The organism is Kitasatospora sp. NPDC004272 (assembly GCF_053603035.1).
Map to the genome: position 1 here is coordinate 1 of NZ_JBSGET010000080.1, position 24,756 is coordinate 24,756.

Below are 24,756 nucleotides of genomic sequence, written 5' to 3' on the forward strand. Positions count from 1 at the left end.
CGGGTCCGGTGGTGGGCGCGGCCTCGCCGGGCGTGGCGTCGGAGCCGGGCGCGGGCGGCCCGCCGACGGTCACGCCGGCCCGGCGGCCGACCTGCTGTTGCTGCTCGTTGAGCAGCCAGGTGGTGGCCAGGCTGATCCCGACCACCGTGGACATCGCCATCGCCGCACCGGAGAACCGGATGGTGGGCAGCCGCAGCCGCCCGCCGAAGGGCCTGGGGCGGCCGTGCCGTCCCGACCGGCCCGCGGGTACGGGCCTGGAGTGCTCGCGGAGCGCCACCGGGCTCCCCTTCCTGGTACAGGACCGCACGCGACGCCGCACCCCGTGCGCGGCCCGGGCGGGCCCGGACGAACGGGGCGGGAGGGACGAGACTACCAGCGGTCTGACGGACCGCCAGATCCCGGACGAAACCCACCGGCGGAATCGAGTCCCGTGCGGCAACCGCGAGTTGGAGCGCGCCGGTGGCGGCCGGGGCGGCCCGTACCGGCCACCCCGCGCCCCCGTGCAACCCCCTGCAACCGTTGCGTGCCGCCGCGCGCCGGAGCACGCTGGGACGGTACCCAGCCGCTCCGGAGAGATCGTCATGCCGTGCGACCCGCTGCCCGCCCCTTCCGACCAACCGCTCGCCGCCACCCCCACGGGCGGCGAGCGGGGCGGAGCCACCGCGCGCCCCTCGGTGGTGGAGGAGGTGCTGGCGTTGCGGATCGCCCTGGACCAGGACCTGGTCGGTGAGGTGCGCACCCGTTTCCGGTACGCGGCCGCCGCGCCGCACGAGGTGCGCCTGACCTTCCACCTGGGGCGTCCCGACGAAGCGGACTGGGTCTTCTCCCGCGACCTGCTGCGGGACGGCCTGGAGTCGCTCAGCGGCCAGGGCGACGTCAAGCTGTGGCCCGCCCACTGCCCCTGCCACGGCGCGACCCTGCACCTGGCGCTCGGCTCCCCGCACGGCAGCGCCCTGCTGGAAGCCTCCCGTCCGCAGGTGAAAGCCTGGCTGGAACGCACCTACGCCCTGGTGCCGGACGGCAGCGCCGCCGAACTGCTGCCCAGCGACGAGGAGTTGGCCGAACTCCTGGCCGACGGCTGACCGTCCGGCCGACCCGGCAGGCGCAGCAGGCCGCGCGCCAGGTCCGCCCGCAGCAGCCGCACGGTCGGCGAGTCCGCGCCGGGCAGCAGGTCGTACGGGTCGTCCGGGCCGAGCACGGTGACTTCGGCGCAGGCCGCCAGCCGGTACGGCCGGGCCTCCAGCAGGGCGCCCAGGTGCCTGCGCAGCCGGGAGAGCTCGGCCCGGACGGTGACGGTGCGGGCCGGGTCGGCGAACAGCGCCTCGGCGAGCCGGGCGGCGCTCAGGCCGTCCCGGTGCAGGGCCAGCAGCAGGAGCAGTTCGGCGTGCCGGGGGCTCGGCGAGTGCGACCAGGCGCCCGCGCTGCCGCGCACCCGCAGTTCGGGCCGGTCCGGGCGGCGCAGGTCCAGCTCCAGGACGGCCGACTCGGCCCGTTCGGCGATCTCGGCCGGGCGCAGCGAGGCCGGACGCACCAGCCAGCCGTCGGCCAGCGGCTCCACCGCGCACTCGCCCAGCGTCGGCACCCAGTGCACGCCGCCGGCGCTCCAGCCGTCCGGCAGTGCGAGCCGGGGCGGCCCCGGCAGGCCCGTCGCGGCGGCCGTCCAGCCCGCGCCGTCCACCACCAGCGCCGGGCCGCCGAACCGGGCCAGCAGCGGCACCGCGACCGTCCGCAGCCGGTGCAGCGCCTCCAGGTGGCCGGCCCGCAACTCGGTCTCGGCGAGCCGGGCGGCGGTCAGGGTGAGCTGCCGCAGGTACGGGTGGCTGTCGGTGGCCGGGCTGCTCAGGTTGACCACGCCCGCCAGCCGCCCGGTGCGCGGGTCGCGGATCGGGACGGCCACGCAGGTCCAGGTGCGGTGGCTGCGCAGGTAGTGCTCGACGGAGTGCACCGTGCTGGGGCGGGCGGTGCGGGCGGCCAGGCCGATGCCGTTGGTGCCCACCTCGTCCTCCGACCAGACCGCGCCCGGTTCGAAGCCGAGCCGGTCGGCGTTCTGCACCAGCCGGGGCTCGCCGTCCCGCCAGAGGATCCGGGCCTTCGGGTCGGCCATCGCGAGCACCACCGGGGAGGTGTCGCCGGGCGGGAACAGGGTGGAGCGCAGCACCGGCAGCACCTGCTCCAGGCCGGTGGCCCGGCGCACCTCCACCAGCTCCCCCGGGGACAGCCGGGGGCTCTCCGCGCCGCGCTCCGGGTCCAGCCCGAGACGGCGCAGCCGCGCCCATGAGTCCCCGATCTCCGGCCGGAGCCCGGTCGGCCCCGCCGGCTCGGCCGACCGGACCGGAGCATACCGACCGGCCGGTCGGGCGAGAGGCGGGCCGCCGCCGCCGATCCGCCGCATGCCATCCCCCCGTCTCACGGTCAGGCTGCCAGCGTACGGGGGTTCGACGCGGACACGCCGGGGCGGCAAAAAGAGTGGTCCGGGCTCCGGGGCATGATGCAGACTGGTCGGTTTCCTGTTGCCGGGCAGGGCGCGCATGCAGGGGCTCGGGGAACGGCGAGGCCGTGGCTGCGGGCGGTGCATTGCCGTTGCGTGCGTCTGCTTTCGGTTCTGTTTACGGCACGCAGCAGCACGGACACTTCGATGGGCTCCGGCCGTCAGCAGCTCGGACCCGCCGTTCCCCGGGCCCCTGTCGGGGCCCATGCTCAGCACGGACCCGCCGTTTCCCCGCCCCTGAATGCGTGCTCGTCTGCCGGAGGGTCCTTTCTTAGCGGGTGGGGTCGCCCTGGGCGGTTTCGACGGCCTGGTGGAAGTCGTGGCCGGCCTCGGCGGTGGCGCAGGTGGTGGCGGTGAGGCAGGCGGCCAGGGCGAGGGCGGCGAGGGTGCGCAGGGCGCGGTGCGGGCGGGTGGGGGCGGGGGCGGTGAGCAGGGCGCGGACGCGGCGGGGGACGGGGCCGGTGGTGGCGGCGGGGGCGAGGCGGGGGCGCGGGGCGGCGGGGGTGCGGGCGGTGGCCAGGGCGGCGCGGCCGATCGCGCGGGCGGTCAGGGCGCGGTCGCCGACCTCGGCGGCGGCGCACTCGTCGGCCCAGCGCTCCAGGTGGTAGCCGAGGGCGGGGCGCAGTGGTCGCAGGGCGGGGTGGCAGGCGGCGGCGTACTCGGCGGCGGCCAGCAGGAGGTGGTGGCGGCCGGCCAGGTGGGCGCGTTCGTGGGCGAGCAGGGCGGCGCGTTCGGGGCCGGTGAGGGCGGCGAGCATGCCGGTGGTGGTGACGATCCGGGGCGGGCGGCCGGGGAGGGCGTAGGCGTCGGCGCGGTCGTCGGTGAGGACGGTGAGGGCGGGGACGGCCGGCCCGGGGCGGCGGACCAGCGCGCGCAGGCCGGCCGGGGCGTCGCCGGTGGCGGCGCGGGCGCGGCGCAGGTCGGCGTACTGGTGGCGGGCGGTGCGGGCGGCCAGTGCGGTGGTGGCGAGCAGGGCGGCCGCGGCGACGGCGGCGGTGGGTGCCCATTCCGGGTCGGAGAGTTCGCCGGGGTGCCAGTGCGCGGGGGAGAGGTGGGCCAGGGCGGCGCCGTAGGGCAGGTGGAGCAGGCCGGTGACGGTGAGCAGGCCGAGCGAGGCCAGGGTGGCGGTGCCGAGGGCGACGGCGGTGGCGGCCAGGGTGAGGGCGGCGGCGCGCGGGGCGAGCTGCTCGGCGAGCCGGCGGGCGAGCGGGGCGGCCAGCAGGGGCAGCAGCAGCGGGGCCCAGACGGCGATCGTCACGGTTGCTCCCCGAGCAGGTCGCGCAGCAGGCGCTCGTCCTCGTCGGAGAGGTCGGAGACGAAGCGGGCGAGCACGGTGGAGCGGTCGCGGCCGCGTTCGAGTTCGGTGCGCATCCGGCGGGCGGCGAGGCCGTCGGCGTCCTGGACGGTCGGGGTGTAGGCGAAGGCGCGGCCGGTCTTGGTGCGGGCGACGGTGCCCTTCTCGTGCAGCCTGGCCAGGATGGTGGCGACCGTGGTGCGGGCCAGGTCGGCGGTGATGGCCTGCTGGACCTGCTGGGGGGTGAGCGGGCCGGCGGCGGCCCAGAGGGCGGCCAGGACCTGGGCTTCCAGTTCCCCCGCGGGCCGACGGGCGGGCGTGTCCGTCATGTCGCGCGAACCTCCGGGATTCGTCTACAGTCCTGTCGACGTCTACAGCACTGTAGACGTTGGGGTGCGTCCCCGCGTGGACGCCCCCCAACGTAACGGGAGGTCCGCCAACCTTGCCCCTGACCCCGTCCTCCGGAGCCGCGAGTGAACCGTTCACCTCGCCCGTTCTGGTACATGTTGTCCCTGTGATCCCGAATGTTCATCCTCCCGCCCGCCTGCTCGCCTACGACGGCAGCGGCATCGACGGCGGCCTCTACACCCGGGTCACCGGGTGGGCCGCGTCCGCACCGCACTGGTTCGACGAGCTCGTCAAGCAGTGGTCCGCCCTCGGCCTCGCGGTGTTCGCGCTGCTGATGCTGTGGGCCTGGTGGCGGGCCCGGGCCGCCGATTCGGTGGTGATGGCCCGGGTGCTGGCCTCGCCGCTGGTCGTGGTGGTCGCGTACCTGGTCAACTCGGTGCTCAAGTCGCTGGTCGAGGAGGTCCGGCCGTGCCAGCAGCTCCCCGCCACGGTGCCGCTGGAAGCCTGCCCGCCGCCCGGCGACTGGTCGTTCCCCAGCAACCACACGGTGGCCGCGTTCGCCGCCGCCGCCGCGCTCTGGTACGCCGACCGCCGGATCGGCCGGCTCGCGCTGCTGGCCGCCGTGCTGATGGGCGCCTCCCGGGTCTGGGTCGGCGCGCACTACCCGCACGACGTGCTGGTCGCCGCCCTGGTCGGCGTCCTGGTGGCGCTCCCGCTGGCGGCGCTGGCCGGCCGGGCCGCGCCCCTGGTCGACCGGCTGCGCACCGGGCCGCTGGGCCCCGTGCTGGGGGCCGGAACGGCCTGAGCGGGCAGGGCGGACCGGCCCCTTGTGCGGCCGCGCCGGGCGGGGGGAGCATGTGAGCCGGGCAGGGGTGACCCCCGCCCGGCTCGCTTTTTCCTGCAGCTCTGCGGAGGGACGCGCCATGCCGTACCGACTCGACGTCATCCAGGGGAACTGGCCCGCGGACGAGCTCGGGAAGGGGGTGGAAGGCCTGCTCGCGGACAGCACGGTGCTCAGCCTGGCCACCGCCGGCCACGAGCGCGGACCGCACGCCAACCTGGCCTTCTACGCCTTCGACTCCGACCTGGTGCTGTACTTCGTCAGCGAGCGCTCCACCCGGCACAGCCTGCACCTTGCCGAGGAGGCCCGGGCCGCCGCCACCGTCCACCTGCCGCCGCCCGCGTTCGGCGAGCAGCTGCGCGGCGTCCAGCTCACCGGCAGCGCGGGTGAAGCCTGGGGCCGGCAGGCCGAGGCGGCGCTGGCGGCGTACCGCGGCCGCTACCCGGCGTTCGCCGCCGACCCCGAGGTGGCCGCCCAGTTCCTGGAAGGCCGGGGCGCGGCCGCGCTGTACCGCTTCCAGGTGGAGGAGCTGACCGCCGTGGACGAGCCGCGGTTCGGGCGGCGCGAGTACCTGCACGCGCGCGTCCTGCGCTGAGGCGGGCCGGGCGGGGCCGGGGTGGCCAGGTTGTATGGACAACTCTTGCGGGCGGTTCACGTCCGCGACGGGATTCCGACGACTGGCGGCCACCTCGGCGCCCCAGCCTGTCCGCATGAGAGTCATCGTCGTAGGAGCGGGCGTGCTGGGCACCATGCACGCCTGGCAGGCCGTCGAACGCGGCCACGAGGTCGTCCACCTGGAACGCGAGAGCGAGGCCCGCGGCGCCTCCGTCCGCAACTTCGGCCTGGTCTGGGTCAGCGGCCGCGCCGCCGGGGCGGAACTGGACACCGCACTGCGCGCCCGCGAACTGTGGGAGGAGATCGGGGCCCGCGTCCCCGGCCTGTGGTTCCGGTCCAACGGCTCGCTCACCCTGGCCCGCACCCCCGCCGAACTCGCCGTCGCCGAAGCCGCGCTGAAGCTCCCCGACGCCGGGGCCCGCGGCTACCGGCTGCTCGACCCCGCCGAGGTCCGCGCCCTCAACCCCGCGCTGCGCGGCGAGTACCTGGCCGGCCTGCACTGCGCCCGGGACGCCGCCGTCGAACCCCGGGTCGCCCAACCCGCGCTGCGCGCCGCGCTGGAGGCCACCGGCCGCTACGCCTTCCGGCCCGGACGCGAGGTCCGCGAGCTGGTCGGCGACCGCGCCGTCCGCGACGACCACGGGCAGCTGCACGAGGGCGACCTCGTCCTGCTGTGCACCGGCGCCTGGCTCGGCGGACTCGTCCGCGAACTCGCCCCCGAGCTGCCGGTGCGCCGGGTCCGCCTCCAGATGATGCAGACCGACCCGCTCGGCGAGGCCCTCACCACCTCCGTCGCCGACGGCGACTCCTTCCGCTACTACCCCGCCTTCGCCGGCCCCGAGCTGGACGCCCTGCGCGCCGGACAGCCGCAACCGGCCGTCGCCGCGGAGCACCGGATGCAGCTGCTGATGGTGCAGCGGCGGGACGGCGGGCTCACCGTCGGCGACACCCACGAGTACGACCAGCCGTTCGGCTTCGACGTGGTCGAGGACCCGTACGACCACCTCGCCGACGTCGCCCGGGGCCTGCTCGGCCGCCCGCTGCCCCGGATCCGCCGCCGCTGGGCCGGGGTCTACGCCCAGTGCACCGACCCGTCGCTGGTCGTGCACCGGCAGCGGCTCACCGACGGCGCCTGGTTGGTGACCGGGCCGGGCGGGCGCGGGATGACCTGCTCGCCCGCGATAGCCGCCGACACGGCGGACGCGGCGGGGCTGTGAGCCGGGCCCGAGGACACGCGGCAGCACGGACCTTCCGGCGGGATCCGGCCGGCAACAGCTCGGACCCGCCGTTCCCCGGGCCCCCGACGGGGCTCTCGGCAAGGTTTTCGACAGGGCTTTCGACAGGGCTTTCGAACCACGTGAGGACGGACATGACCACGCACGATGTGACCCTGGTGGTGCTCGACATGGCGGGCACCACGGTCGTCGACGACGGGCTGGTGGAACTGGCCTTCGCCGCCGCCGCGCGTTCGCAGGGGGTGGAGACCGGGAGCGCCGAGCACGCCGCGATGCTGGCGCACGTGCGGGCCACCATGGGGGAGTCGAAGATCTCGGTGTTCCGGCACCTGTTCGGGGACGAGGACCGGGCGCAGGGGGCCAACCTGGTGTTCGAGGCGGCGTACGAGGGCCTGGTCGACCAGGGACGCTGCGAGGCGCTGCCGGGCGCGGCCGAGGCGATCGCCGAACTGCGCGGGCAGGGGCGGAAGGTGGTGCTCACCACCGGGTTCTCCCGCAGCACGCAGGACCGGATCCTGGACGCGCTGGGCTGGCGGGAGGTCGCCGACCTGACGCTCTGCCCGGCGGACGCCGGCCGCGGCCGCCCGTACCCCGACCTGGCGCTCACCGCGCTGCTGCGCACCGGCACCGACTCGGTGCGGCAGGTCGCGGTGGCGGGGGACACCGGCTACGACATGCTCACCGGCGTCCGGGCCGGCGCCTCGGTGGTGGCCGGGGTGCTCACCGGCGCGCACGACGAGGCCCGGCTGCGGGCGGACGGCGCCACCCACGTGCTGGCCTCGGTCGCCGAACTGCCCGGGCTGCTGACCGCCCGCTGACGGCCCGTCGGCCCGGCCGCCGCACGGCCCCGGCGACGCCCCGGGGCCGTGCGGTACTGGTTCGCGCCGCTTTTGCGTGCTTATCTGATGGCATGTTGCGGTCACTGCGTTCGCTCGGAGTGCTCACCCTCGGCCTGACGCTGCTCACCGGCTGCGGCTCCTCCGGCAACGGCGGCAGCGCCCCGTCCGGCACCTCCTCGTCCCCGACGCCGAGCCCCGCGCCGACGCCCAGCCCGTCCCCGACGCCCAGCCCCACGCCGACCCCGAGCCCGACGCCCACGCCCGAGCCGTCCAGCGCCACGCCCACCGGCGGGGTCAGCGACGCGCGGCTCGCCGGGCAGCGGATCGTCTACTCGTACCCCGGCACCACCGTCCCCGACACGCTGCTCCAGCGGGTCCGCGAGGGCCGGGTCGCCGGAGTGATCTTCTTCGCGGAGAACGTGGGCACCGACGCGACCGCGCTGCGCACCGCCGTCGACCGCCTGCGGGAAGCGGCCGGGCAGAGCCCCGACCCGCACCCGCTGCTGCTGATGACCGACCAGGAGGGCGGACTCGTCCGGCGGGTGCCCGGCGGGCCCGCGCAGTCCGCCAAGGACGTCGGCCGCTCCGCCGACCCGGTGGCCGCCGCCACCCGCACCGGCGGCGAGGCCGCCGCCGCGCTCAGCCAGTACGGCCTCAACCTCAACCTGGCGCCCGTCCTGGACGTCTACCGCACCCCCGGCGACTTCGCCGACTCCGCGCAGCGCTCCTACAGCACCGACCCCGCCGTGGTCGGCAGGCTCGGCTCCGCCTTCCTCAAGGCCCAGCAGGGCGCCGGGGTCGCCGCCACCGCCAAGCACTTCCCCGGCCTCGGCAGCGCCGGCGCCGGCGCCAACACCGACGAGGAGGCCGTCACCCTGGACGTCCCGCTCAACCAGCTGCGCAGCGTGGACGAACGCCCCTACCGGGACGCGATCGCCGCCGGCGTCAAGCTGGTGATGTTCTCCTGGGCGGTCTACCCCGCGCTCGACCCCGACACCCCCGCCGGGATGTCCGGCACCGTCGTCCGCGACGAGCTGCGCGGCCGGCTGGACTACGACGGCGTCACCATCACCGACGCGATGGAGGCCAAGGCCCTCGACCCGGTCGGCGGCACCGCGAAGCGCGCCCTGGCCGTCGCCCACGCCGGCGTCGACCTGCTGCTCTGCTCCGGCCGCGACGTCGCCCAGGGCGACGCGGCCGCCGCCGCGCTCAGCTCCGCGCTCGGCTCCGGGGAGCTCGACCGGGCGGACTTCACCGCCTCCGCGAACCGGGTGGACGCGCTCAGGGGATCCCTCAAGTAGCCTCGGAAGAGCGGGGGTTCGGGCCGCTGCCCGGCGGGTGGGGGATCAGGCGAGCAGGCTGAGGAGGCCCGTCAGGCTGACCACCCCGAGGATCACCACGACGATCAGCGCCATGGTGAGGTCGAAGGCGACCGCGGCGGCCGAGGGCTCCGGGCCGCTGCCGGGGGGCATGTAGCGCGGCGGTGCGGGCGGCGGTGGCGGGAGGGGCGGGGCGGGGGTCTCGGTGGTCGCGGCGTCCTGCGGGTGGTCGGGCCAGTCGGGGGCGGTGCCGGTGGCCTCCCGGTGCAGGGCGGCCAGCCGGCGGCGGCCGACCGGGGTCGGCGGCGGGTTGTGCGCCGGGTCGGGCCAGCGCAGGGCGGCCAGCCGGCGGGCCGGGTCGGGGAAGCGCCGTTCGAAGGCGGCGAGTTCACGGGGGCTCAGCGCCTCGTCCAGGTAGTTCCAGCGGCCGGACTCGTCCGGGTGCTCGATCAGGCGGTACGCGTCGGCGAGGCGGCGCCGGACCTCCAGGTCGGCCGGACGGCTCGCCAGCAGGCCGTGCAGCCGCTGCCGGGCCTGCCGGTGCTCGCCCTCCCGCAGTTCGGCGGTGGCCCTGGCCAGGGTGGATTCGACGCTCATGGCCCCGGATCGTCGCCGTCCGGCGGAGCGGGCGTCAAACGGAATCCGGGCCGGGCGGCCGGGGTCGGCAGATCCGGCCGAGGACGGTGACCAGGCCGACCACGGACAGCGCGAGCACCAGCAGCAGGACGGCGGCCGGGGCGGCCAGGAGCCGGGCGTCGTCTCCGCCCCCGTCCCCGGCCGCGGCGACGGCGTCCGGGGAGCCGTCCCGGCCCGCCCGGGTCAGCGGCCGGCCGCAGGCGGCGGAGGCATCCTCGCGCAGCGCGGTCGGCCGGGCCGGGCCGTCGCGGTGGCGGCCCGCGACTCCGGGGGGTGCCGACGCAGCGGGTCGGCGTGCCGGGCCTCGACGGCCGCGGTCCCGGCCGGGTCGGCGGACTCGTCCAGGTGGTTCCAGCGGCCCGCCTCGGCCGCGTCCCCGTAGCGGCGGTGGACGGCGGCCAACCGGTGGCGGGCCGTCAGGCCGGTCGGGTGGGTGCCGAGCAGGCCGCGCAGCCGCCGGCGGGCCAGCGCGGCACCCGGCCCGCGGCGGGGCCGGCTCCGGCCCGGGCCGGGACGGTTGCGTTCGGCAGGCCGGGATCGTCCTGGACGGGGAGCGGCGGGCCGACCCGGTCCGGCGGCCGGGTCAGTGGCCGGAGCGCAGGTTGAGCAGCACCACGCCGGCGATCACCAGCGCGAGGCCGCACCACTGGAGGCGGCCCAGCGACTCGCTGAAGAAGCACGCGCCGATCGCCGCGACGGCGGCCGTGCCCGCGCCCGACCAGACCGCGTACGCCACCGAGACCGGGATGTGCTTGAGCGCCCGCCCCAGCAGGGCGAAGGAGAGCACGTAGCCGACCGCGACGGCCAGGCTCGGCCACAGCCGGGAGAAGCCGTCGGTGAGTTTGAGCAGGCTGGTCGCGCAGACCTCACTGGCGATCGCCAGGGCGAGCAGGAGGTACGGCATCAGGACGCGGCGAGGGCGGCCAGGAAGGGGAGGTCGGCCCGTTCCAGGCTGTCCAGCACGGTGGTGCCCGCGACGGCCGGGATCGGCACGGCGGACGGCACCGCCAGCACCGGGCAGCCCGCGGCCCGGGCGGAGGCCACCCCGGTCGGGGTGTCCTCGACGGCCACGCACGCCGCCGGGGCCAGACCCAGCCGCTCGGCGGCGGCCAGGTACGGGTCCGGGGCGGGCTTGGTGCGCGGGGTGTCCTCGGCGGCGAGGGTGGTGGTGAACCGGTGCGGGGCCAGGGCGGCCAGGACGAGGTCGACCACCCGGCGGGGGGACGCCGAGACCAGGGCGGTCGGAACGCCGGCGGCGCGCAGCGCGGCCAGCAGCGCGAGGGCGCCGGGACGCGGGACGATCTGCGCCCCGACCTTCGCGGCGAAGGTCTCGTTCAGGTGCTCCACCAGGTCGGCCTCCGGCCGCGAGGTGCGGCTGCTGCGGTGCAGGTGGGCGGCGGTGTGCTCGACGGCCCGGCCGAGGACGTCCGGCAGGTCGGCGTCGGTGAGCGTCAGGTCCAGCTCGGCGGCGAGTTCGGCCGCGGCCTGCCACCACAGGTGCTCGGTGTCGACCAGGGTGCCGTCCATGTCGAACAGGACGGCGGCGGGGCGGGGCGCTGCGGGCATGGCGGTACCTCTTACGTGGGAGCGTGCGGTCAGGGGCTCGGGAAACGGCGGGGTCGTGGCTGCTGACGGCCGGGGCCCATCGAAGTGTCCGTGCTGCTGCGTGTGGTGAACAGAACCGAGAGCGACGGCGCGCAATGGCAGTGAACCGCCAGCAGCCACGGACTCGCCGTTCCCCGAGCCCCTGAATGCGCGCACTGGTGAGCCCCTGAAGGCGCTCAGGCGCGGTCGACCAGGACGGGGCGGTCGGGGAGGGTGAGGGCGGCGCGGGAGCCGAGGGGAAGGGTGGCGGCGGTTTCGGTGGGGAGGTCGGACTTGAGCTCGGTGCCGTCGGGGAGGCGGACGGTGAGCCGGGTGACGGCGCCGAGGAAGGAGGCGGCGACGACCAGCGCGGTGCCGTCCTCGGCGGGGGTGAGTGCGACGTGCTCGGGGCGGACCAGGACGTGCAGGTCGCCGTCGGCGGGGAGGTGGCCGTCCACGGGGTGGCGGCGGCCGAGCACCTCGACCCCGCCGTCGGCGGTGCGCGAGCACGGCACCCGGCTCATGGTGCCGACGAACTCGGCGACGAACGCGGTGGCCGGCCGGGCGTACAACTCCGAAGGGGCGGCGCACTGTTCGAGGCGGCCGGCGCGCAGGACGGCGACCCGGTCGGCCATCGAGAGGGCCTCCTCCTGGTCGTGGGTGACGAACAGGGTGGTGATGCCGAGTTCCTGCTGGAGGCGGCGGATCTCCTCGCGCAGCGCGAGCCGGACCTTCGCGTCCAGGGCGGAGAGCGGTTCGTCGAGCAGCAGGACGCGCGGCTGCAGGGCGAGCGCGCGGGCCAGCGCGATCCGCTGCTGCTGGCCGCCGGACATCTGGTGCGGGTAGTGCGCGGCGCGCTGCGGGAGGCCGACGAGTTCCAGCAACTCCTGGGCGCGGCGCTGCCGTTCGGACTTGCCGACGCCGCGCATCCGCAGGCCGAAGGCGACGTTGTCGGCGGCGGTGAGGTGCGGGAAGAGGCTGTAGGACTGGAAGACCATGCCGGCGTCGCGGCGGTGCGCGGGGATCCGGGTGATGTCCTCGCCGTCGACCAGCACCTCGCCGGAGTCGTGCGTCTCGAAGCCGGCCAGGATCCGCAGCGCGGTGGTCTTGCCGCAGCCGGACGGGCCGAGCAGGGCGAGCAGTTCGCCGGGGCGGACGGTCAGGTCGAGGCCGTCCAGGGCGGTGGTGGTGCCGAACTGCCGTCGCAGCGAACGGAATTCGACGGTGGCGCTGCCGGTGGCGGCGTCCTCGGCGCGGGGGGCGGTGGCGGTGCTCATGGGTGGCGGTCTCCGGGGCGGGTCAGGGGGTGGCGGTCTTGTGGCGGCGCTCGCGGCCGGCGGCGGCCAGCAGGAGCAGCAGCACCCAGGTGATCAGCAGGCTGAGCACGGACACCGCGACGGACATCTGGCCCCGGCTGTTGCCGACCGAGTAGATCCACACCGCGAAGGGCTGGTAGCCGAGGATCGAGGCGGTGGTGAACTCGCCCAGCACCAGCGCCAGGGTGAGGAAGGCGGCGTTCAGCAGGGCGCCGCGCAGGTTCGGCACGATCACCGAGAGGACGGCCCGCGGCCAGCTCGCGCCGCAGTTGCGGGCGGCCTCGACCAGGGTGCGCACGTCCACGGCGCGCAGCCCGGAGTCCAGAGCGCGGTGGGCGAGCGGCAGGGCCATCAGGACGTACGCGACGACCAGGACGAGCGGGAACTCCGGCTGCTGGACGAACACGAAGGTCTGGAAGAACGGCGTGTCCATCAGGTGGTCGGGGCCCCAGCGCAGCACGCCGATCAGGCCGGCGGTCAGCGCGACCGGCGGCACCACCAGCGGGAGGGTGCAGACCACTTCGAGTACCGGGCGCAGTTTCGGCGCGCCGATCCGGACCGCGATCATCGCGGGCACCAGCAGGAGCAGCAGCACCACGACGGTGACGGCGGCGAGCTCCAGGGTGAGCAGCAGGCTGTCGGTGAAGCCGGGGGCGGAGAGCAGGCCGGTGTAGGCGTCGAAGGAGAGGCCGTCGGCGTCGTCGATCGAGAACCAGACCGAGGCGGCCATCGGGACCAGGAAGTACAGGCCGGCCGGCAGCAGGACGGCGGCGCGCCACAGCCGGGGGCGGGAGGTCAGCTGAGCCATCGGGCACTCCGGCGCTGGAGGGGCAGGTAGACGGCCATCACCAGGGCGGCGACGACGATCATGTCGAGGCTGAGCGCCAGCGCCAGGTTGCCCTGGCCGACCAGCACGTTGCCGGACAGCGCGTCGGCGATCTGCCGGCTGATCAGCGGGACGGTCGCGCCGACCATCGCGGCGGCGGTGGCGTACGCGGCGAACGCCGAGCCGAACAGCAGCACGAAGCCGCCGAGCAGCGAGGGGAACAGGATCGGCAGCGCCACGTGCCGCCAGTACTGCAGGGCGGTGGCCCGGTTGTTCCGGGCGGCCTCGCGCCACTGCACCCGCAGGCCCTCCAGGGCCGGGGTGATGGTGAGCACCATCAGCGGCACCAGGAAGTACAGGTAGGTGACGGTCAGGCCGGTGAAGCTGTACAGCGACCAGCCGTGGTCGGTCAGGTGGAACACCTTGGTGAGCTCGCCCGCGTTGCCGAGGGTCGCGACGAAGGCGAACGCCAGCGGCAGGCCGCCGAAGTTGGCGAGCACGCCGGAGGCGGTCAGCACCGCCTCGCGCAGCAGCCGGAACCGGGAGGTCAGCACGGCCTGGGCGATCGGGACGCCGAGCACGGTGCCGACCAGCGCGGTCAGCGCGGACAGCTTCACGCTGGAGAGCAGCGCCGTCCAGTACGCCCCCTGCACCGAGTCGGTCAGGTTGGCGGTGGTGAAGGAGCCGGCGCCGGTCTCCGCGTCGCTGGAGACGGTGAACGCGCCGGTGACGATGGCGACGGCGGGCAGGCCGAAGCCGACCAGGAAGAAGGCCAGCAGCGGCACGGTGGCCAGCCAGGCGCCGCCGCGCGGGCGGCGGCGGGCGGGGCGCGGGGCGGGGGAGGCGGTGGCGGTGCCGGGGGCGCCCGGGCCGCCGCTGGGGTCAGCGGCGGCCGGGGCCGGCACCGGGGTGGGGGCCGTGGTCATGTCGGTGATCAGCCCGCGATGGCCTTGGCCCAGTTGTCGGTCAGGACCTTCTTGGCCGCGTCGACCTGCTCCGAGCTCGGGAAGGTGGTGAACGGCTTCTCGACGGTGGGCAGCTTGGCCGCGGCGGTGGCGTCCAGGGTGCCGTCGGCCTTCATCGCGTCGAACAGCGCCGGGGTGGCGTAGCCGCCCAGGAAGCCGTTCTGGCCCTCGGCCGAGTACAGGTACTCCATCCACAGGCGGGCGGCCGCCGGGTGCGGGGCGTCCTTGTTGATGGCCTGGTTGTAGTACTGGGCGTAGGAGCCGTCGGACGGGACGGCGACCTGCCAGTCGATGCCCTTGCCCTTGAACTCGTCGGTGTAGCCCGCGTTCAGGTACGACCAGTCGATCGAGATCGGGGTCTCGCCCTTCTCGATGGTGGCCGGGGTGGACTCGACCGGGTTGAAGTTGCCGGACTGCTTCAGCTTGGCGAAGAAGTCGATGCCGGGCTGGATGTCGTCCAGCGAGCCGCCGTTGGCCAGCGCGGCCGCGTAGACGCCGCCGAACGCCGAACCGGACTTGGTCGGGTTGCCGTTCAGCGCGACCTGGCCCTTGTACTCGGGCTTGAGCAGGTCGGCGAAGGTCTTCGGGCAGGTGGCGACCTTCTTGGCGTCGCAGCCGATCGAGACATAGCCGCCGTAGTCGTTGACCCGCAGGCCGTCCGCGTCCTTCATGGTGGCGGGGATCTTGTCGAAGCCGGCCACCTTGTAGGGGGCGAGGATGCCCTCCTTGGCGGCGGAGAGCGCGAACGCCGAGCCCAGGTCGAGGGTGTCGGGGGCGCGGTCCTGGCCCTTGCGGGACTTGACCGCGTTGATCTCGTCCTGGCTGGAGCCGTCCGGGTTCTCGTCCTCGATCTCGATGCCGTACTTCGCCTTGAAGTCGTCCATCAGCTTGCCGTAGTTGGCCCAGTCGCGCGGGAGGGTGATGACGTGCAGCTTGCCCTCCTTCTTCGCGGCGGCCACCAGGCCGTCCATGCCGCCGAAGTCGGCCAGCGAGGTCGCGGTCTTCGCGTTCACCGTGCCGCCGCCGGCCTTGGCGACCTCGCCGGACCCGGCGGACGAGCCGGCGGAGCCGCAGGCGGTGAGGGAGAGCGCGGCAGCGGTCAGCACGGCCGCGAGGGCGGCGGCGCGGTGGCGGTGCACGGTCACGGGAGGGTCTCCTGGAGGAAGTGGAGCTGCAGAGATCACGAGGGGGGTCGCGCGGTGTCGCGCGGGTGTTCGGTGCGCGGCGCGGTCGGTTGTCCGGCCAAGTTGGCCAGCCAACTTCCGGCGCCAGGAGCAAGTACGCCCGAGAGCGGTGACGGGAAGGTGAACGGACGGCCCAGGCCGGGGGTCGGCTGCGGGAACGGTCGCGGGAGCGGCCGCGCCCGGTCCGGGGCCGCCGCGGGCAGCGGCTACAGTCAGTGGTGTACGCGCGGTCACGCGCAGGGCACGGCCCAATCTCCTTACCAGCCAAGGGAACTCGACGCACGTGGCACTCGACCAGGACCGCGCCGCCGGCTCGCTCTACCGCAAGGTGGCCGCCGACCTGCGCGAAGCGATCACCTCCGGCTCGTTCGGCGAGGCCGGGCGGCTGCCGGCGGAGGGCGCCCTAGCCGAGCAGTACGGCGTCTCCCGCGGCACCGTCCGGCAGGCCCTGGCCATGCTGCGCGCCGACGGGCTGGTCACCTCCCGGCGCGGCACCCGCCGGGTCGTCCTCGGCAGCGCCCGCGTCCAGTCCTTCTCCGAACTGCTCTCCTTCACCCACTGGGCCCGCTCGATGGGCGAGGAGCCCGGCGGCCGGCTCGAATCGCTGATCCGCCGCCCCGCCGACGCCGCCGAACGCGAGCAGCTGCGCCTGGAACCCGGCACCGAGGTCTACGTGACGCTGCGGCTGCGCACCCTCTCCGGCACCCCGGTGATGGTCGAGCGCACCGTCTACCCGCCCCGGGTCGGCGAGTTGGTCGCCCAGCTGCCGCCCGACGTGGTCTCGCACACCGAACCCCTGCGCGAGCACGGCATCCTGTTCACCGACGCCGACCACACCATCGACGTGGTCGCCGCCAACGCCGACGACGCCCGCCTGCTCACCTGCCGCCGGGGCAGCCCGCTGCTGCGCGAGAAGCGCCGCACCACCGACCCCACCGGCACCCCCGTCGAGTGGTCCCAGGACCGCTACCTGCCCGGCACCGTCGCCTTCTCCATCCACAACTCGCTGGCCTCGTCCGCCCTTTCGCGGCACGCCCGGGACGACGACTGAAAACCGGGTGCTGTCGGGCCCGGCCGTGGTGACAATCGCCGGATGGGCGACATCACGCGCATCGACCCGGCCGGCCTGCACCCCACCGCCGGGTACGCGCACATCACGGTGGTGGAGGCGGGGCGCACGGCCCACCTGGCCGGGCAGTGCCCGCTGGACGCGCAGGAGCGGCTGGTGGGGGCGGGTGACCTGGACGCCCGGACCGATACGCCGGGCAGCTGGTCGAGGTCGACCCGACGGCGGCGCTCGATGAGTCAGGGGTGCATCAACTCCCTTAGCAGCGGCCGGAATTCGGCGAACGACGGGGTCGGCGCGGACGGGTCCTTGGCGGCCTCGTCCCAGCGGCGGACGGTGACCGCGTCGGCGCCGAACGGGTGGGCGGCGAAGGCGGCCGCCTCGTCCGGGGTCATCGGGCCGCCCTGGACGGCCAGGGTGTGGACCGAGGCGGGGGAGAGCAGCTCGGCGTAGCCGGGCTCGGCGGTGCACAGGTAGCGCTTGGCCTCGACGTGCAGGCGGACCGGCTCGGTGACGGCGGGCGGGAAGTACGGGGCCAGCCGGGCGGCCGCGCTCTCGCCGTGGCGGTTGTCGGTGCCCGCCATCAACTTCCGCTCGCTGCCCCGGAAGTGGCCGATGTCGTGCAGCAGGGCGGCGGCCTGCAGGGCGGGCGGGGCGCCCGCCGCGCGGGCCAGGGCGGCGGCCTGCAGCATGTGCGCGGCCAGCGTGACGGCCTCGCCCAGGTACTCGCCGGAGCCCTCGCCCTCGAACAGGGCCTCCAGCTCGTCCAGGACGGCGGTGCCGCGGCGCAGCACCGCCAGGGTGGAGGAGAGCGAGTCCAGGTCGGCGTAGCAGCCCTGCAGGTGGCGGTGGCCGCCGGTGCCGTCGTTGGGCTCGAAGGCGGTGCGGGCGTGCAGCAGCCGGGTGTTGTCGAGGACCAGGCAGTCGCCGGGGGCGAGCCGGAAGTCCAGCCGCAGCTCCGGGCGCAGGACGATCGCGGCGAAGCGGCGGTACGCGGCGTAGAAGGCGTCCAGTGCGGCCGGGTCCAGGGCGGACAGCGCGGCGGTGCGGGTGGAGCGGTCGTTGAACCGGACCTCGCGGATCGCGCCGTGCGGGTCGAGGCCGATCAGCGGCCGCTCGGCGGTGAGTTCGGTGCCCCGGTCGCGGTAGCGGAACGGCACCGGCGTGCGGGCCAGCACCGCGAAGGCGGCCGGGTCCTGCTCGCGCAGCAGCGCGGCCGCCCGGAAGCCGTCCACCAGCCCGGAGTCGCCGCCCGCGCAGTCGTTGCGCAGGCAGTGCAGCAGTTGCAGGGTGGGCACCGGGTCGCGGTACGGGTTGTCGGTGTGCGGGGCGATGGCGGCGCTGGTGAAGGCCAGGTTCGCCGGGTCGGGCTCCACCCGGACGTCGAACAGCTCGCCGTAGTTGGTCTCCCGGACGTACCCGAAACTCCGTGCCACCCGCAGTACTCGGCGCTCCTCGGCCGGGACGCCGCGGAGCAGCGCGAAACCGGAGCGCAGCACGGCCGCCAGCACCGCCGTCCGCTCCTCCGGGTCGGCCAGGTACGCCGCCCAGTCGGCCTCGGGCAGGCCGCGGGCGAAGTCGGCGGCCTGCCAGAGCCGTTTGGCGTGCTCGGTGCGCTCGTCCGGCCCGGCGGGCGCGTCCCACCCGGCCGGGTAGTGCGAGCGGTGGCCGTCGGACCAGCGCACCGTCAGGCCGTCGGCGTCCTCGGCCGTCTCGACGGCGGTCAGGCCGTCCGGCAGGTCGCCGATCCGGAACAGCTTCTGCCCGCCGCGCGGATCGCGGCAGTCGGCGCACGGGCAGTTGTCGCGCAGCCAGTACGGATGGGGCACGGACATCGGATCAGCCTCCAGTTGTACAGCCAACTTCGCGGGGGCTGCCCAGCCAAGACCGCCCGGACGACCACCGCCCGCCCGCCCGGTGAACGGCGGGCCACCAGCGGCCGAACCCTGTCCGCACCCGGGGCTACCCTGCCCGCATGACGCTCGACCTCCCCCGCGACCTGCCCGCCGCGCTCACCGACCGCACCGCCGCCTGGCGGCTGATCGCCGACCTCGCCGCCTTCTGGAACGCCCCGCTGCAACCCGGCGACGGCCGCACCGACGCCGAACTCGACGCCGCCGAAGCCAGGTTGGGCCTGCGCCTGCCCGCCGCCCTGCGCGAGGCCCACCTGCTGATCGGCAACCGCCCCGACCTCACCAGCAACCACGACACCCTGCTGCCGCCCGAGGAGCTCCACGTCGACCGGGACCACCTGGTCTACCGGGTGGAGAACCAGGGCTGCGCCTACTGGGGCGTCCCGCTCGCCGCCCTCGACCAGGACGACCCGCCGACCGCCGTCTGGCCGGACGCCGCCGACCCGGAGACCACCCCCTGGACGGCCAGGCTCTCCGTCGAGCTCCTGGCCGTTGTCCTCACCGAACCGCTGCTCGACCAGGAGGCGTACGCCGACGCCGGTGAGGTCGACCCCGCCGACCTCACCGACTGGACCGCCCTGCCGCAGCTGTACGAACCCGGCGTCGACACCCGCTTCTTCGCCCGCCCGGACGCCCTGCTGGTCGTCCAGGGCGGCTCCTGGCTGGCGATGCGGGCGGTCGGCGAGGAGGTGCTCGACGAGCTGTGCGAGCAGCTGCCGGTGTCCTGGCTCAACTACTGACGTTCCGTCAGATCGCCTGCTCCCACGCCTCGGTGGCCGCGGCGACCGCCGGGGCGGCCGGGGTGTCGGTGGCCTGGGCGAGGAGTTCCAGGGTGGCGATGACGGTTTCCGGGGTGGCGGCCGGGCCGTAGTGGTTGAGGCGGAGCATGGTGGTGGCGAGCGGGCCGCCGCCGGCCTGGACGGGCAACTGCGGGGCGTGGCGGCGGAGTTCGGCGGCCAGGTCGGCGGCGTTGAGGCCCTCGGCGGTGCGCAGGGTGGTGGCGACCGGGGCGGCGTGCTCGGGGAGCCGGACGTAGGGGGCGAGGGTGCCCAGGGCGAGGGCGCCCGCGCGGGTGGCGGCGGCTGCGGCGCGGTGCCGGGCGATCACCGCGTCCAGCGTCTCGGCCTCGATCGCGGCCAGGCACTCCTCCAGCGCGAGCATCTCCAACTGGGCCGGGGCGTGCGGCAGCTGGGTGCGGCCGGCGTCCGTCCAGCGCTCCTTCCAGTCCAGCAGGGAGAGGTAGGAGCGGCGCGGCGCGGCCGGGTTCGCGGCGATCCGCTGCCAGGCGCGCTCGCTCACCGACACCGCCGAGACGCCCGCCGGGCCGCCCATCGCCTTCTGGCCGCCGATCACGCACAGGTCGACGCCCCACTCGTCGGTGAGCAGCGGCTCGGCGGCCACCGAGGCCACCGCGTCCAGCATCAGCAGCGCGCCGTGCTGCCGCACCACGTCGGCGATCTCCGCGACCGGGTTGGTGTTGCCGGTCGCCGCCTCGGCGTGCACCAGCGAGACGAAGTCGATCTCCGGGTGCTCGTTCAGCGCCGCCGCGACCTGGACGGCGCCGACCGCCGAGTCGTACGGCACCGCCAGGTCGACCACCTTCGCTCCCGCGTCGCGCAGCCAGCCGCCGAAGGTCTGCCCGTACGGGCCGGTGACGACGTTCAGCGCGGTCGAACCCGGGTGCGCCGCGCCCTTGATCGCCGCCTCCAGCGGCAGCAGCGCCTCGCCCTGGGTGACGATCACGTCGTTGCGGGTGCGCAGCAGCGCCGCCACCCCGTCCTCGATCGCGGCGAACCGGTCGGCGGTCATCGGGGGAAGGTCGAGCAGCATGCGGGAGGGCCTTTCGGTACGGCGGGGCGCCGGCGGGCCGGCGGGCGGAGGGTGGCCGTCGAACAGTCTGCCCCAGAACGCCCCCGGTCCGGCGGGTGGCGCCGAGTACAGTGCCACGCATGACAGACCGCGTGGTGCTGCACATCAAGGGCCGGGTCCTGGTCGGCCCCGACGACGTCCGGGACGAACTCTGGGCCGTGGACGGGCGGGTGACCTTCGAACGCCCCGCCGCCGAACCCGCCGCCACCCTCACCGGCTGGGCCCTGCCCGGCCTGGTCGACGCCCACTGCCACGTCGGCCTGGACGCGCACGGCGCCGTCGACCGCGACACCAGCGAGAAGCAGGCGCTCACCGACCGGGAGGCCGGCACCCTGCTGATCCGGGACGCCGGATCCGCCGCCGACACCCGCTGGATCGACGACCGCGACGACCTCCCGAAGATCATCCGGGCCGGTCGGCACATCGCCCGCACCCGCCGCTACATCCGCAACTACGCTCACGAGATCGAACCCGGCGACCTCGCCGCCTACGCCGCCGCCGAGGCCCGGCGCGGCGACGGCTGGGTCAAGCTGGTCGGCGACTGGATCGACCGCGGCGTCGGCGACCTCACCGCCTGCTGGCCCGGCGACGCCCTCGCCGAAGCGATCGCCGCCGCCCACGCCGAGGGCGCCCGGGTCACCGCGCACTGCTTCGCCACCGAGTCGCTGCCCGACCTGCTGGCCGCCGGCATCGACTGCGTCGAACACGCCACCGGCCTCACCGAGGACCTGATCCCCGCCTTCGCCGAACGCGGCGTCGCGATCGTCCCCACCCTGGTCAACATCGCCACCTTCCCCCGCCTCGCCGACGGCGGCGAGGCCAAGTTCCCCACCTGGTCCGCCCACATGCGCCGGCTGCACGCCCGCCGCTACGACACCGTCGGCGCCGCGCACGACGCCGGCATCCCGATCTACGTCGGCACCGACGCCGGCGGCTCGCTCGCCCACGGCCTGGTCGCCGAGGAGACCCTCGAACTCACCAAGGCCGGACTCACCCCAGTCGAGGCCCTCGCCGCCACCGCCTGGTCCGCCCGCGCCTGGCTCGGCCGCCCCGGCCTCACCGAGGGCGCCCCCGCCGACCTCGTCGTCTACCCGGCCGACCCGCGCGCCGACCTGCGGGTGCTGGCCGCGCCCGCGCACGTGGTGCTGAACGGGCGGGTGGTGTGAGCGGGACGCGCGGCGCGGCGTTCGGCGGGGCGCGTGCCGGGCTCCCGTGCGGAAGACGCCCGGGAGCGTTCGCCCGATGACCGGCATGACGGACGAACAGGCGCTCGCCTGGTGGGACGCGCTGCCCGCCGAGACCCGCGAGCGGGTGGACCGGGAGGTGCGGGCGGGCCGGAACGTCCAGGCGGTCAAGCTGCTGCTGGACGTCGACCGGGGCACCCGGCGCGCCGGGGTCGGCATCCACCAGGGCATGGCGATCCTCTCCGCCCGCGTCGCCCGGGTCGGCCCGCCCGCCGCGCCGCCGCAGGACACCGCGGAACTCGTCCGCCGGGCCACCGGGACCGGCGACCGCCTGCTCGCCGTCGAAGCCGTCTGGGCGGGCGACACCGTCCGCGACCGGTGCGTCCTGCTGCTCGCGGTCGGCGAGCGCGGCGACCACGTGCTGACCGCGGTGGACGCCGGCACCGCCCGCCACCACGGCGGCACCGTCGCCGCCGCCGCCGACCGGATCGGCCGCGAACTCGCCGCCGCGCTCGGCCTCCCGTTCCACTTCGCCGGCCCCGACGAGCCCGACGACGACGCCCCGCGCGGGCGGTGGCGGTGACGGGAGCGGCGGCGGGGGCCGGGCGGGCCGTGACGGAGGGGGAGGCGGCCGCCCGCTGGGAGGCGCTGCCCGTCGAGGTGCGCGAGCGGATCGACGCGGAACTGGCCCTGGGGCGGTACGGCCCGGCGTTCCGGCTGCTGCACGGGGCGGCGGACGGCATCGGCCTCGCGCTGGGCCGGGAGATCCTCGACGGACGACTGCCGCCCGCCCCGCCCGCCCCGCCCGACCCCCTCGCGGACGCCGAGGCGCTCACCGGGCGGGTCTCCGGGGCGGACGCCCCCGTCCTCGCCGTCCGGGCGGCCCGGGCCGGGGCGGGCGTCGAACTGCTGGTGGAGAGCGCGGACGGCAGCCAGGTGCTGACCACCGTGGACGCCGCCACCGCCGCCCGCTACCTGCGCCCCGGCGAACCGGCCGCCGACGGGGCGCCCGCCGAGGCCGTCGAGGCCGCCGCCGAGTGGCTGGGCCGGCAGGCCGCCGCCGCGCTCGGGGTGCCGTTCCACGGGATCGGCGAGGGCTGAACGGGGAAGCATTCCGCCATGGCGGAAACGGGGAGCACGGGGGCCAGCCGGCGGCCCTCCGGCCGGCAGGCCGCCGCCGCGCTCGGGGTGCCCTTCCGGTGCGGCCGGGAACAGCCCTGAGGACCTGGCGAACTCCGCTTGTCAGTGCGGCCGATAGGCTTCTGCCATGGCTGCTCGACCCTTGCACGAAGTAGTGGAACCCGGCTGGGCCAAGGCCCTCGCACCGGTCGCCGGACAGGTCGCCGTGATGGGCGACTTCCTGCGCGCCGAGATCGCCGCCGGCCGCACCTACCTGCCGCCCGGCCCGCAGGTGCTGCGCGCCTTCCAGCAGCCGTTCGACGACGTCCGGGTGCTGATCGTCGGCCAGGACCCGTACCCCACTCCGGGGCACGCCGTCGGCCTGAGCTTCTCGGTCGCGCCCGAGGTCCGGCCGGTACCGCCCAGCCTGGCCAACATCTACCAGGAGTACAGCGAGGACCTCGGCCTCCCGGCTCCCTCCAACGGCGACCTCACCCCCTGGGCGGACCAGGGCGTCCTGCTGCTCAACCGGGCCCTCACCACCCAGACCCGCAAGACCAACGGCCACCGCGGCAAGGGCTGGGAGGCCGTCACCGAGCAGGCGATCAAGGCGCTCGCCGCCCGCAACAGCCCGCTCGTCGCCATCCTCTGGGGCCGTGACGCCCGCGAGTTGAAGCCCTGGCTCGGCCAGGTCCCCTGCATCGAGTCGCCGCACCCCAGCCCCTACTCGGCGAACAGCGGCTTCTTCAAGTCCCGCCCGTTCAGCCGCGCCAACGACCTGCTGGTCCGCCAGGGCGGCCGGCCGGTCGACTGGCGCCTGCCCTGATCGACGGCCGGATCCTGGCGGGAAGCCGTCGTTCCGGAACCGGAAACGGTCAGTCCAGAGCGTCAACCTCACCCGAAGGAGTGAAATGACGCTCTGTGTTGCTGGAGTGACGCACTGTTCGAAGAGACTGACGGCAGTCGAGAGCGCGAGTCCCCTCCCCGTGCGGTCCGCCGGGTGAGGTCGCGGGCGCGCTCTACCGTTCACCACGCGTGGGGGTTCCTGTCATGTCTGTTCTGCGTTCGGTTGCCGTCTCGACCCTGGCGGCGTCCGCGCTCACGGTCGGGTTGCCGCTGTCCCCGGCCTCGGCCGCCGGTGCCGGTACGCCCGCGAAATCCGGGAGGGCCAGTGCGGTGACCGCCGAACTGGCCCTGGACGTGACGCTGTTGAACGCGGTGAACGTCCCGGTGGACGTGGCGCTCAACAAGGTGGAGTCGCCCGCCCAGCGGGACGGCGCGATGCTGACCGCCAAGGTGGACGGGGTGGACGGCGGCCGGCCGGTGACGCTGGTGAAGGCCGAGGTCGGCAAGTCGGTCACCAAGGTGGACGACCGGCTGGCCACCGCGTCCGTGAAGCTGGTGGACGCCGACGTGCACGTGCCGGGCCTGCCGCTGACCACGCTGCTCGGGCTGGAGGCGATGAGCAGCGAGGTGAGCTGCCCGGTGGACGGGGTGCCGACCGCGAACGTCACCGCGCCCGCGAAGCTCACCGTGCTGGGGAAGTCGGTGACGGTGGGCCTCAACTCGCCGACCCACGTGGACGTTCCGGCGATCGGCTCGGTGGACGTCGAGTTCGCCAAGAAGACGGTGACCTCCAGCACGGCGGCGGCCTCCGCGCTGGAGGTGAAGGTGGTGCTGAACCCGCTCAACCTGAACGTGGCCAAGGTGAACGGCACGGTGACGGTCGCCTCGGTGTCCTGCGAGAAGCCGGTGGCGGCGGTCGCCCCGGCGGCGGAGGTCTCCTCGCCCGCGGCCTCGCCCTCGACGGCGGCGTCGGCGTCGGCGTCGGCCCCGGCGTCGGCCTCCGGGCAGAACCGCGCGGTGCCGAAGGCGGACGGGGAGGAGCTGGCGTACACCGGTTCCTCCGGGAGCACGGTGCTGGCCGCGGGCGGCGGCACGCTGCTGGTGGCGGGCGGCGCGGCGGTGTGGATGACCCGGCGGCGGCGCGCGGCGCACGCCCGGCACCGCTGACCGTCCGGTCGCCGCGCGGGGGCGGAGCCCGTTTCGCCCCTTGTGTCCCGGTGGCGCGCCCGCATCGCGAGACGGGGTCTCTCCGAGGGTGAGCGCGCCGCT

Annotated in this window: 27 protein-coding genes and 1 pseudogene; 14 read left to right on the forward strand and 14 right to left on the reverse strand. The window is 75.6% G+C overall.

Going from position 1 to position 24,756, the window contains the following annotated elements; genetic code table 11:
* The coding region (locus ACWEO5_RS23425) for a hypothetical protein (protein ID WP_452164250.1) at nucleotides 1–277 on the reverse strand (277 nt) is incomplete at its 3' end.
* Nucleotides 278–581: 304 nt separating this feature from the next.
* On the opposite strand from ACWEO5_RS23425, the gene ACWEO5_RS23430 reads away from it, so the two are divergent.
* Nucleotides 582–1,082 carry an SsgA family sporulation/cell division regulator gene (locus ACWEO5_RS23430; protein ID WP_452164251.1) on the forward strand — a complete coding sequence of 167 codons (501 nt, stop codon included), beginning with the start codon at nucleotides 582–584 and terminating at the stop codon, nucleotides 1,080–1,082.
* Here ACWEO5_RS23430 and ACWEO5_RS23435 read toward each other — a convergent pair.
* The 3 genes from ACWEO5_RS23435 to ACWEO5_RS23445 form a co-directional block, all read right to left on the reverse strand.
* The gene (locus ACWEO5_RS23435) at nucleotides 1,001–2,200 is read right to left on the reverse strand and encodes a GAF domain-containing protein (RefSeq protein ID WP_452164252.1); all 1,200 of its coding nucleotides are present in this window, start codon (nucleotides 2,198–2,200) and stop codon (nucleotides 1,001–1,003) included. The two genes, ACWEO5_RS23430 and ACWEO5_RS23435, sit on opposite strands and share 82 nt — an antisense overlap.
* 559 nt (nucleotides 2,201–2,759) lie before the next feature.
* Nucleotides 2,760–3,746 carry a M56 family metallopeptidase gene (locus ACWEO5_RS23440; RefSeq protein WP_452164253.1) on the reverse strand — a complete coding sequence of 329 codons (987 nt, stop codon included), beginning with the start codon at nucleotides 3,744–3,746 and terminating at the stop codon, nucleotides 2,760–2,762.
* A complete protein-coding gene (locus tag ACWEO5_RS23445) occupies nucleotides 3,743–4,111 on the reverse strand; it encodes a BlaI/MecI/CopY family transcriptional regulator (RefSeq protein ID WP_344558822.1) in 369 nt (122 codons plus the stop codon). Before ACWEO5_RS23445 ends, ACWEO5_RS23440 begins: the two co-directional genes overlap by 4 nt.
* A gap of 185 nt (nucleotides 4,112–4,296) precedes the next feature.
* Here ACWEO5_RS23445 and ACWEO5_RS23450 point away from each other — a divergent pair, with 185 nt between their 5' ends.
* From ACWEO5_RS23450 to ACWEO5_RS23470, 5 genes are all read left to right on the forward strand, one after another.
* On the forward strand, nucleotides 4,297–4,935 hold the full coding sequence (locus tag ACWEO5_RS23450; RefSeq protein ID WP_452164254.1) for a phosphatase PAP2 family protein: 639 nt from the start codon (nucleotides 4,297–4,299) through the stop codon (nucleotides 4,933–4,935).
* Between the two features lie 118 nt (nucleotides 4,936–5,053).
* A complete protein-coding gene (locus tag ACWEO5_RS23455) occupies nucleotides 5,054–5,566 on the forward strand; it encodes a hypothetical protein (protein WP_452164255.1) in 513 nt (170 codons plus the stop codon).
* A 115-nt stretch (nucleotides 5,567–5,681) separates the two neighbouring features.
* Nucleotides 5,682–6,803, forward strand: coding sequence for a TIGR03364 family FAD-dependent oxidoreductase (locus ACWEO5_RS23460; RefSeq protein ID WP_452164256.1), 1,122 nt, complete (start codon nucleotides 5,682–5,684; stop codon nucleotides 6,801–6,803).
* Between the two features lie 152 nt (nucleotides 6,804–6,955).
* Nucleotides 6,956–7,639, forward strand: a complete 684-nt coding sequence (locus tag ACWEO5_RS23465) for a phosphonatase-like hydrolase (protein ID WP_452164257.1) — start codon at nucleotides 6,956–6,958, stop codon at nucleotides 7,637–7,639.
* 92 nt (nucleotides 7,640–7,731) lie between these two features.
* The gene (locus tag ACWEO5_RS23470) at nucleotides 7,732–8,961 is read left to right on the forward strand and encodes a glycoside hydrolase family 3 N-terminal domain-containing protein (RefSeq protein ID WP_452164258.1); all 1,230 of its coding nucleotides are present in this window, start codon (nucleotides 7,732–7,734) and stop codon (nucleotides 8,959–8,961) included.
* 45 nt (nucleotides 8,962–9,006) lie between these two features.
* On the opposite strand, the gene ACWEO5_RS23475 is transcribed toward ACWEO5_RS23470, so the two are convergent.
* From ACWEO5_RS23475 to ACWEO5_RS23510, 8 genes are all read right to left on the reverse strand, one after another.
* Nucleotides 9,007–9,576 (reverse strand): DUF6584 family protein, encoded by a 570-nt coding sequence (locus tag ACWEO5_RS23475; protein WP_452164259.1) that lies wholly within the window; start codon nucleotides 9,574–9,576, stop codon nucleotides 9,007–9,009.
* A gap of 222 nt (nucleotides 9,577–9,798) precedes the next feature.
* Nucleotides 9,799–10,083, reverse strand: a complete 285-nt coding sequence (locus ACWEO5_RS23480) for a DUF6584 family protein (protein WP_452164285.1) — start codon at nucleotides 10,081–10,083, stop codon at nucleotides 9,799–9,801.
* 115 nt (nucleotides 10,084–10,198) lie between these two features.
* Nucleotides 10,199–10,519 (reverse strand): DMT family transporter, encoded by a 321-nt coding sequence (locus tag ACWEO5_RS23485; protein ID WP_452164260.1) that lies wholly within the window; start codon nucleotides 10,517–10,519, stop codon nucleotides 10,199–10,201.
* Complete coding sequence (locus ACWEO5_RS23490) at nucleotides 10,519–11,181, reverse strand: HAD family hydrolase (RefSeq protein ID WP_452164261.1); 663 nt, start codon at nucleotides 11,179–11,181, stop codon at nucleotides 10,519–10,521. Before ACWEO5_RS23490 ends, ACWEO5_RS23485 begins: the two co-directional genes overlap by 1 nt.
* A 215-nt stretch (nucleotides 11,182–11,396) precedes the next feature.
* On the reverse strand, nucleotides 11,397–12,476 hold the full coding sequence (locus ACWEO5_RS23495; RefSeq protein WP_452164262.1) for an ABC transporter ATP-binding protein: 1,080 nt from the start codon (nucleotides 12,474–12,476) through the stop codon (nucleotides 11,397–11,399).
* A 22-nt stretch (nucleotides 12,477–12,498) separates the two neighbouring features.
* A complete protein-coding gene (locus tag ACWEO5_RS23500; RefSeq protein ID WP_452164263.1) occupies nucleotides 12,499–13,323 on the reverse strand; it encodes an ABC transporter permease in 825 nt (274 codons plus the stop codon).
* Nucleotides 13,311–14,267 carry an ABC transporter permease gene (locus tag ACWEO5_RS23505; RefSeq protein ID WP_452164264.1) on the reverse strand — a complete coding sequence of 319 codons (957 nt, stop codon included), beginning with the start codon at nucleotides 14,265–14,267 and terminating at the stop codon, nucleotides 13,311–13,313. The genes ACWEO5_RS23500 and ACWEO5_RS23505 overlap by 13 nt, the downstream gene beginning before the upstream one ends.
* A gap of 8 nt (nucleotides 14,268–14,275) precedes the next feature.
* The gene (locus ACWEO5_RS23510; RefSeq protein ID WP_452164265.1) at nucleotides 14,276–15,451 is read right to left on the reverse strand and encodes an ABC transporter substrate-binding protein; all 1,176 of its coding nucleotides are present in this window, start codon (nucleotides 15,449–15,451) and stop codon (nucleotides 14,276–14,278) included.
* Between the two features lie 322 nt (nucleotides 15,452–15,773).
* Here ACWEO5_RS23510 and ACWEO5_RS23515 point away from each other — a divergent pair, with 322 nt between their 5' ends.
* Both ACWEO5_RS23515 and ACWEO5_RS23520 read left to right on the forward strand, forming a co-directional pair.
* Entirely contained in the window at nucleotides 15,774–16,541 is a 768-nt protein-coding gene (locus ACWEO5_RS23515; protein ID WP_344558795.1) for a GntR family transcriptional regulator, read from the forward strand.
* Nucleotides 16,542–16,583: 42 nt separating this feature from the next.
* A pseudogene (locus ACWEO5_RS23520) lies at nucleotides 16,584–16,748 on the forward strand (RidA family protein); the annotation flags it as partial.
* 47 nt (nucleotides 16,749–16,795) lie between these two features.
* Here ACWEO5_RS23520 and tmpA read toward each other — a convergent pair.
* Nucleotides 16,796–18,391, reverse strand: coding sequence for a 2-trimethylaminoethylphosphonate dioxygenase (gene tmpA, locus ACWEO5_RS23525; RefSeq protein ID WP_452164266.1), 1,596 nt, complete (start codon nucleotides 18,389–18,391; stop codon nucleotides 16,796–16,798).
* Between the two features lie 140 nt (nucleotides 18,392–18,531).
* Here tmpA and ACWEO5_RS23530 point away from each other — a divergent pair, with 140 nt between their 5' ends.
* Complete coding sequence (locus ACWEO5_RS23530) at nucleotides 18,532–19,209, forward strand: SMI1/KNR4 family protein (protein ID WP_452164267.1); 678 nt, start codon at nucleotides 18,532–18,534, stop codon at nucleotides 19,207–19,209.
* Between the two features lie 7 nt (nucleotides 19,210–19,216).
* Here the strand turns inward: ACWEO5_RS23530 and ACWEO5_RS23535 are convergent, their stop codons facing one another.
* On the reverse strand, nucleotides 19,217–20,299 hold the full coding sequence (locus tag ACWEO5_RS23535; RefSeq protein WP_452164268.1) for an aminotransferase class V-fold PLP-dependent enzyme: 1,083 nt from the start codon (nucleotides 20,297–20,299) through the stop codon (nucleotides 19,217–19,219).
* Between the two features lie 119 nt (nucleotides 20,300–20,418).
* Between ACWEO5_RS23535 and ACWEO5_RS23540 the strand changes: the two genes are divergently transcribed.
* From ACWEO5_RS23540 to ACWEO5_RS23560, 5 genes are all read left to right on the forward strand, one after another.
* Entirely contained in the window at nucleotides 20,419–21,504 is a 1,086-nt protein-coding gene (locus ACWEO5_RS23540; RefSeq protein ID WP_452164269.1) for an amidohydrolase family protein, read from the forward strand.
* A gap of 76 nt (nucleotides 21,505–21,580) precedes the next feature.
* The gene (locus tag ACWEO5_RS23545) at nucleotides 21,581–22,105 is read left to right on the forward strand and encodes a hypothetical protein (RefSeq protein ID WP_452164270.1); all 525 of its coding nucleotides are present in this window, start codon (nucleotides 21,581–21,583) and stop codon (nucleotides 22,103–22,105) included.
* Nucleotides 22,106–22,134: 29 nt separating this feature from the next.
* Nucleotides 22,135–22,623, forward strand: a complete 489-nt coding sequence (locus ACWEO5_RS23550) for a hypothetical protein (RefSeq protein ID WP_452164271.1) — start codon at nucleotides 22,135–22,137, stop codon at nucleotides 22,621–22,623.
* A 166-nt stretch (nucleotides 22,624–22,789) separates the two neighbouring features.
* Nucleotides 22,790–23,467 carry a uracil-DNA glycosylase gene (locus ACWEO5_RS23555; protein ID WP_452164272.1) on the forward strand — a complete coding sequence of 226 codons (678 nt, stop codon included), beginning with the start codon at nucleotides 22,790–22,792 and terminating at the stop codon, nucleotides 23,465–23,467.
* 224 nt (nucleotides 23,468–23,691) lie between these two features.
* Nucleotides 23,692–24,654: an SCO1860 family LAETG-anchored protein gene (locus ACWEO5_RS23560; RefSeq protein ID WP_452164273.1), complete on the forward strand. Its 963-nt coding sequence runs from the start codon at nucleotides 23,692–23,694 to the stop codon at nucleotides 24,652–24,654.
* Nucleotides 24,655–24,756 lie beyond the last annotated feature (102 nt).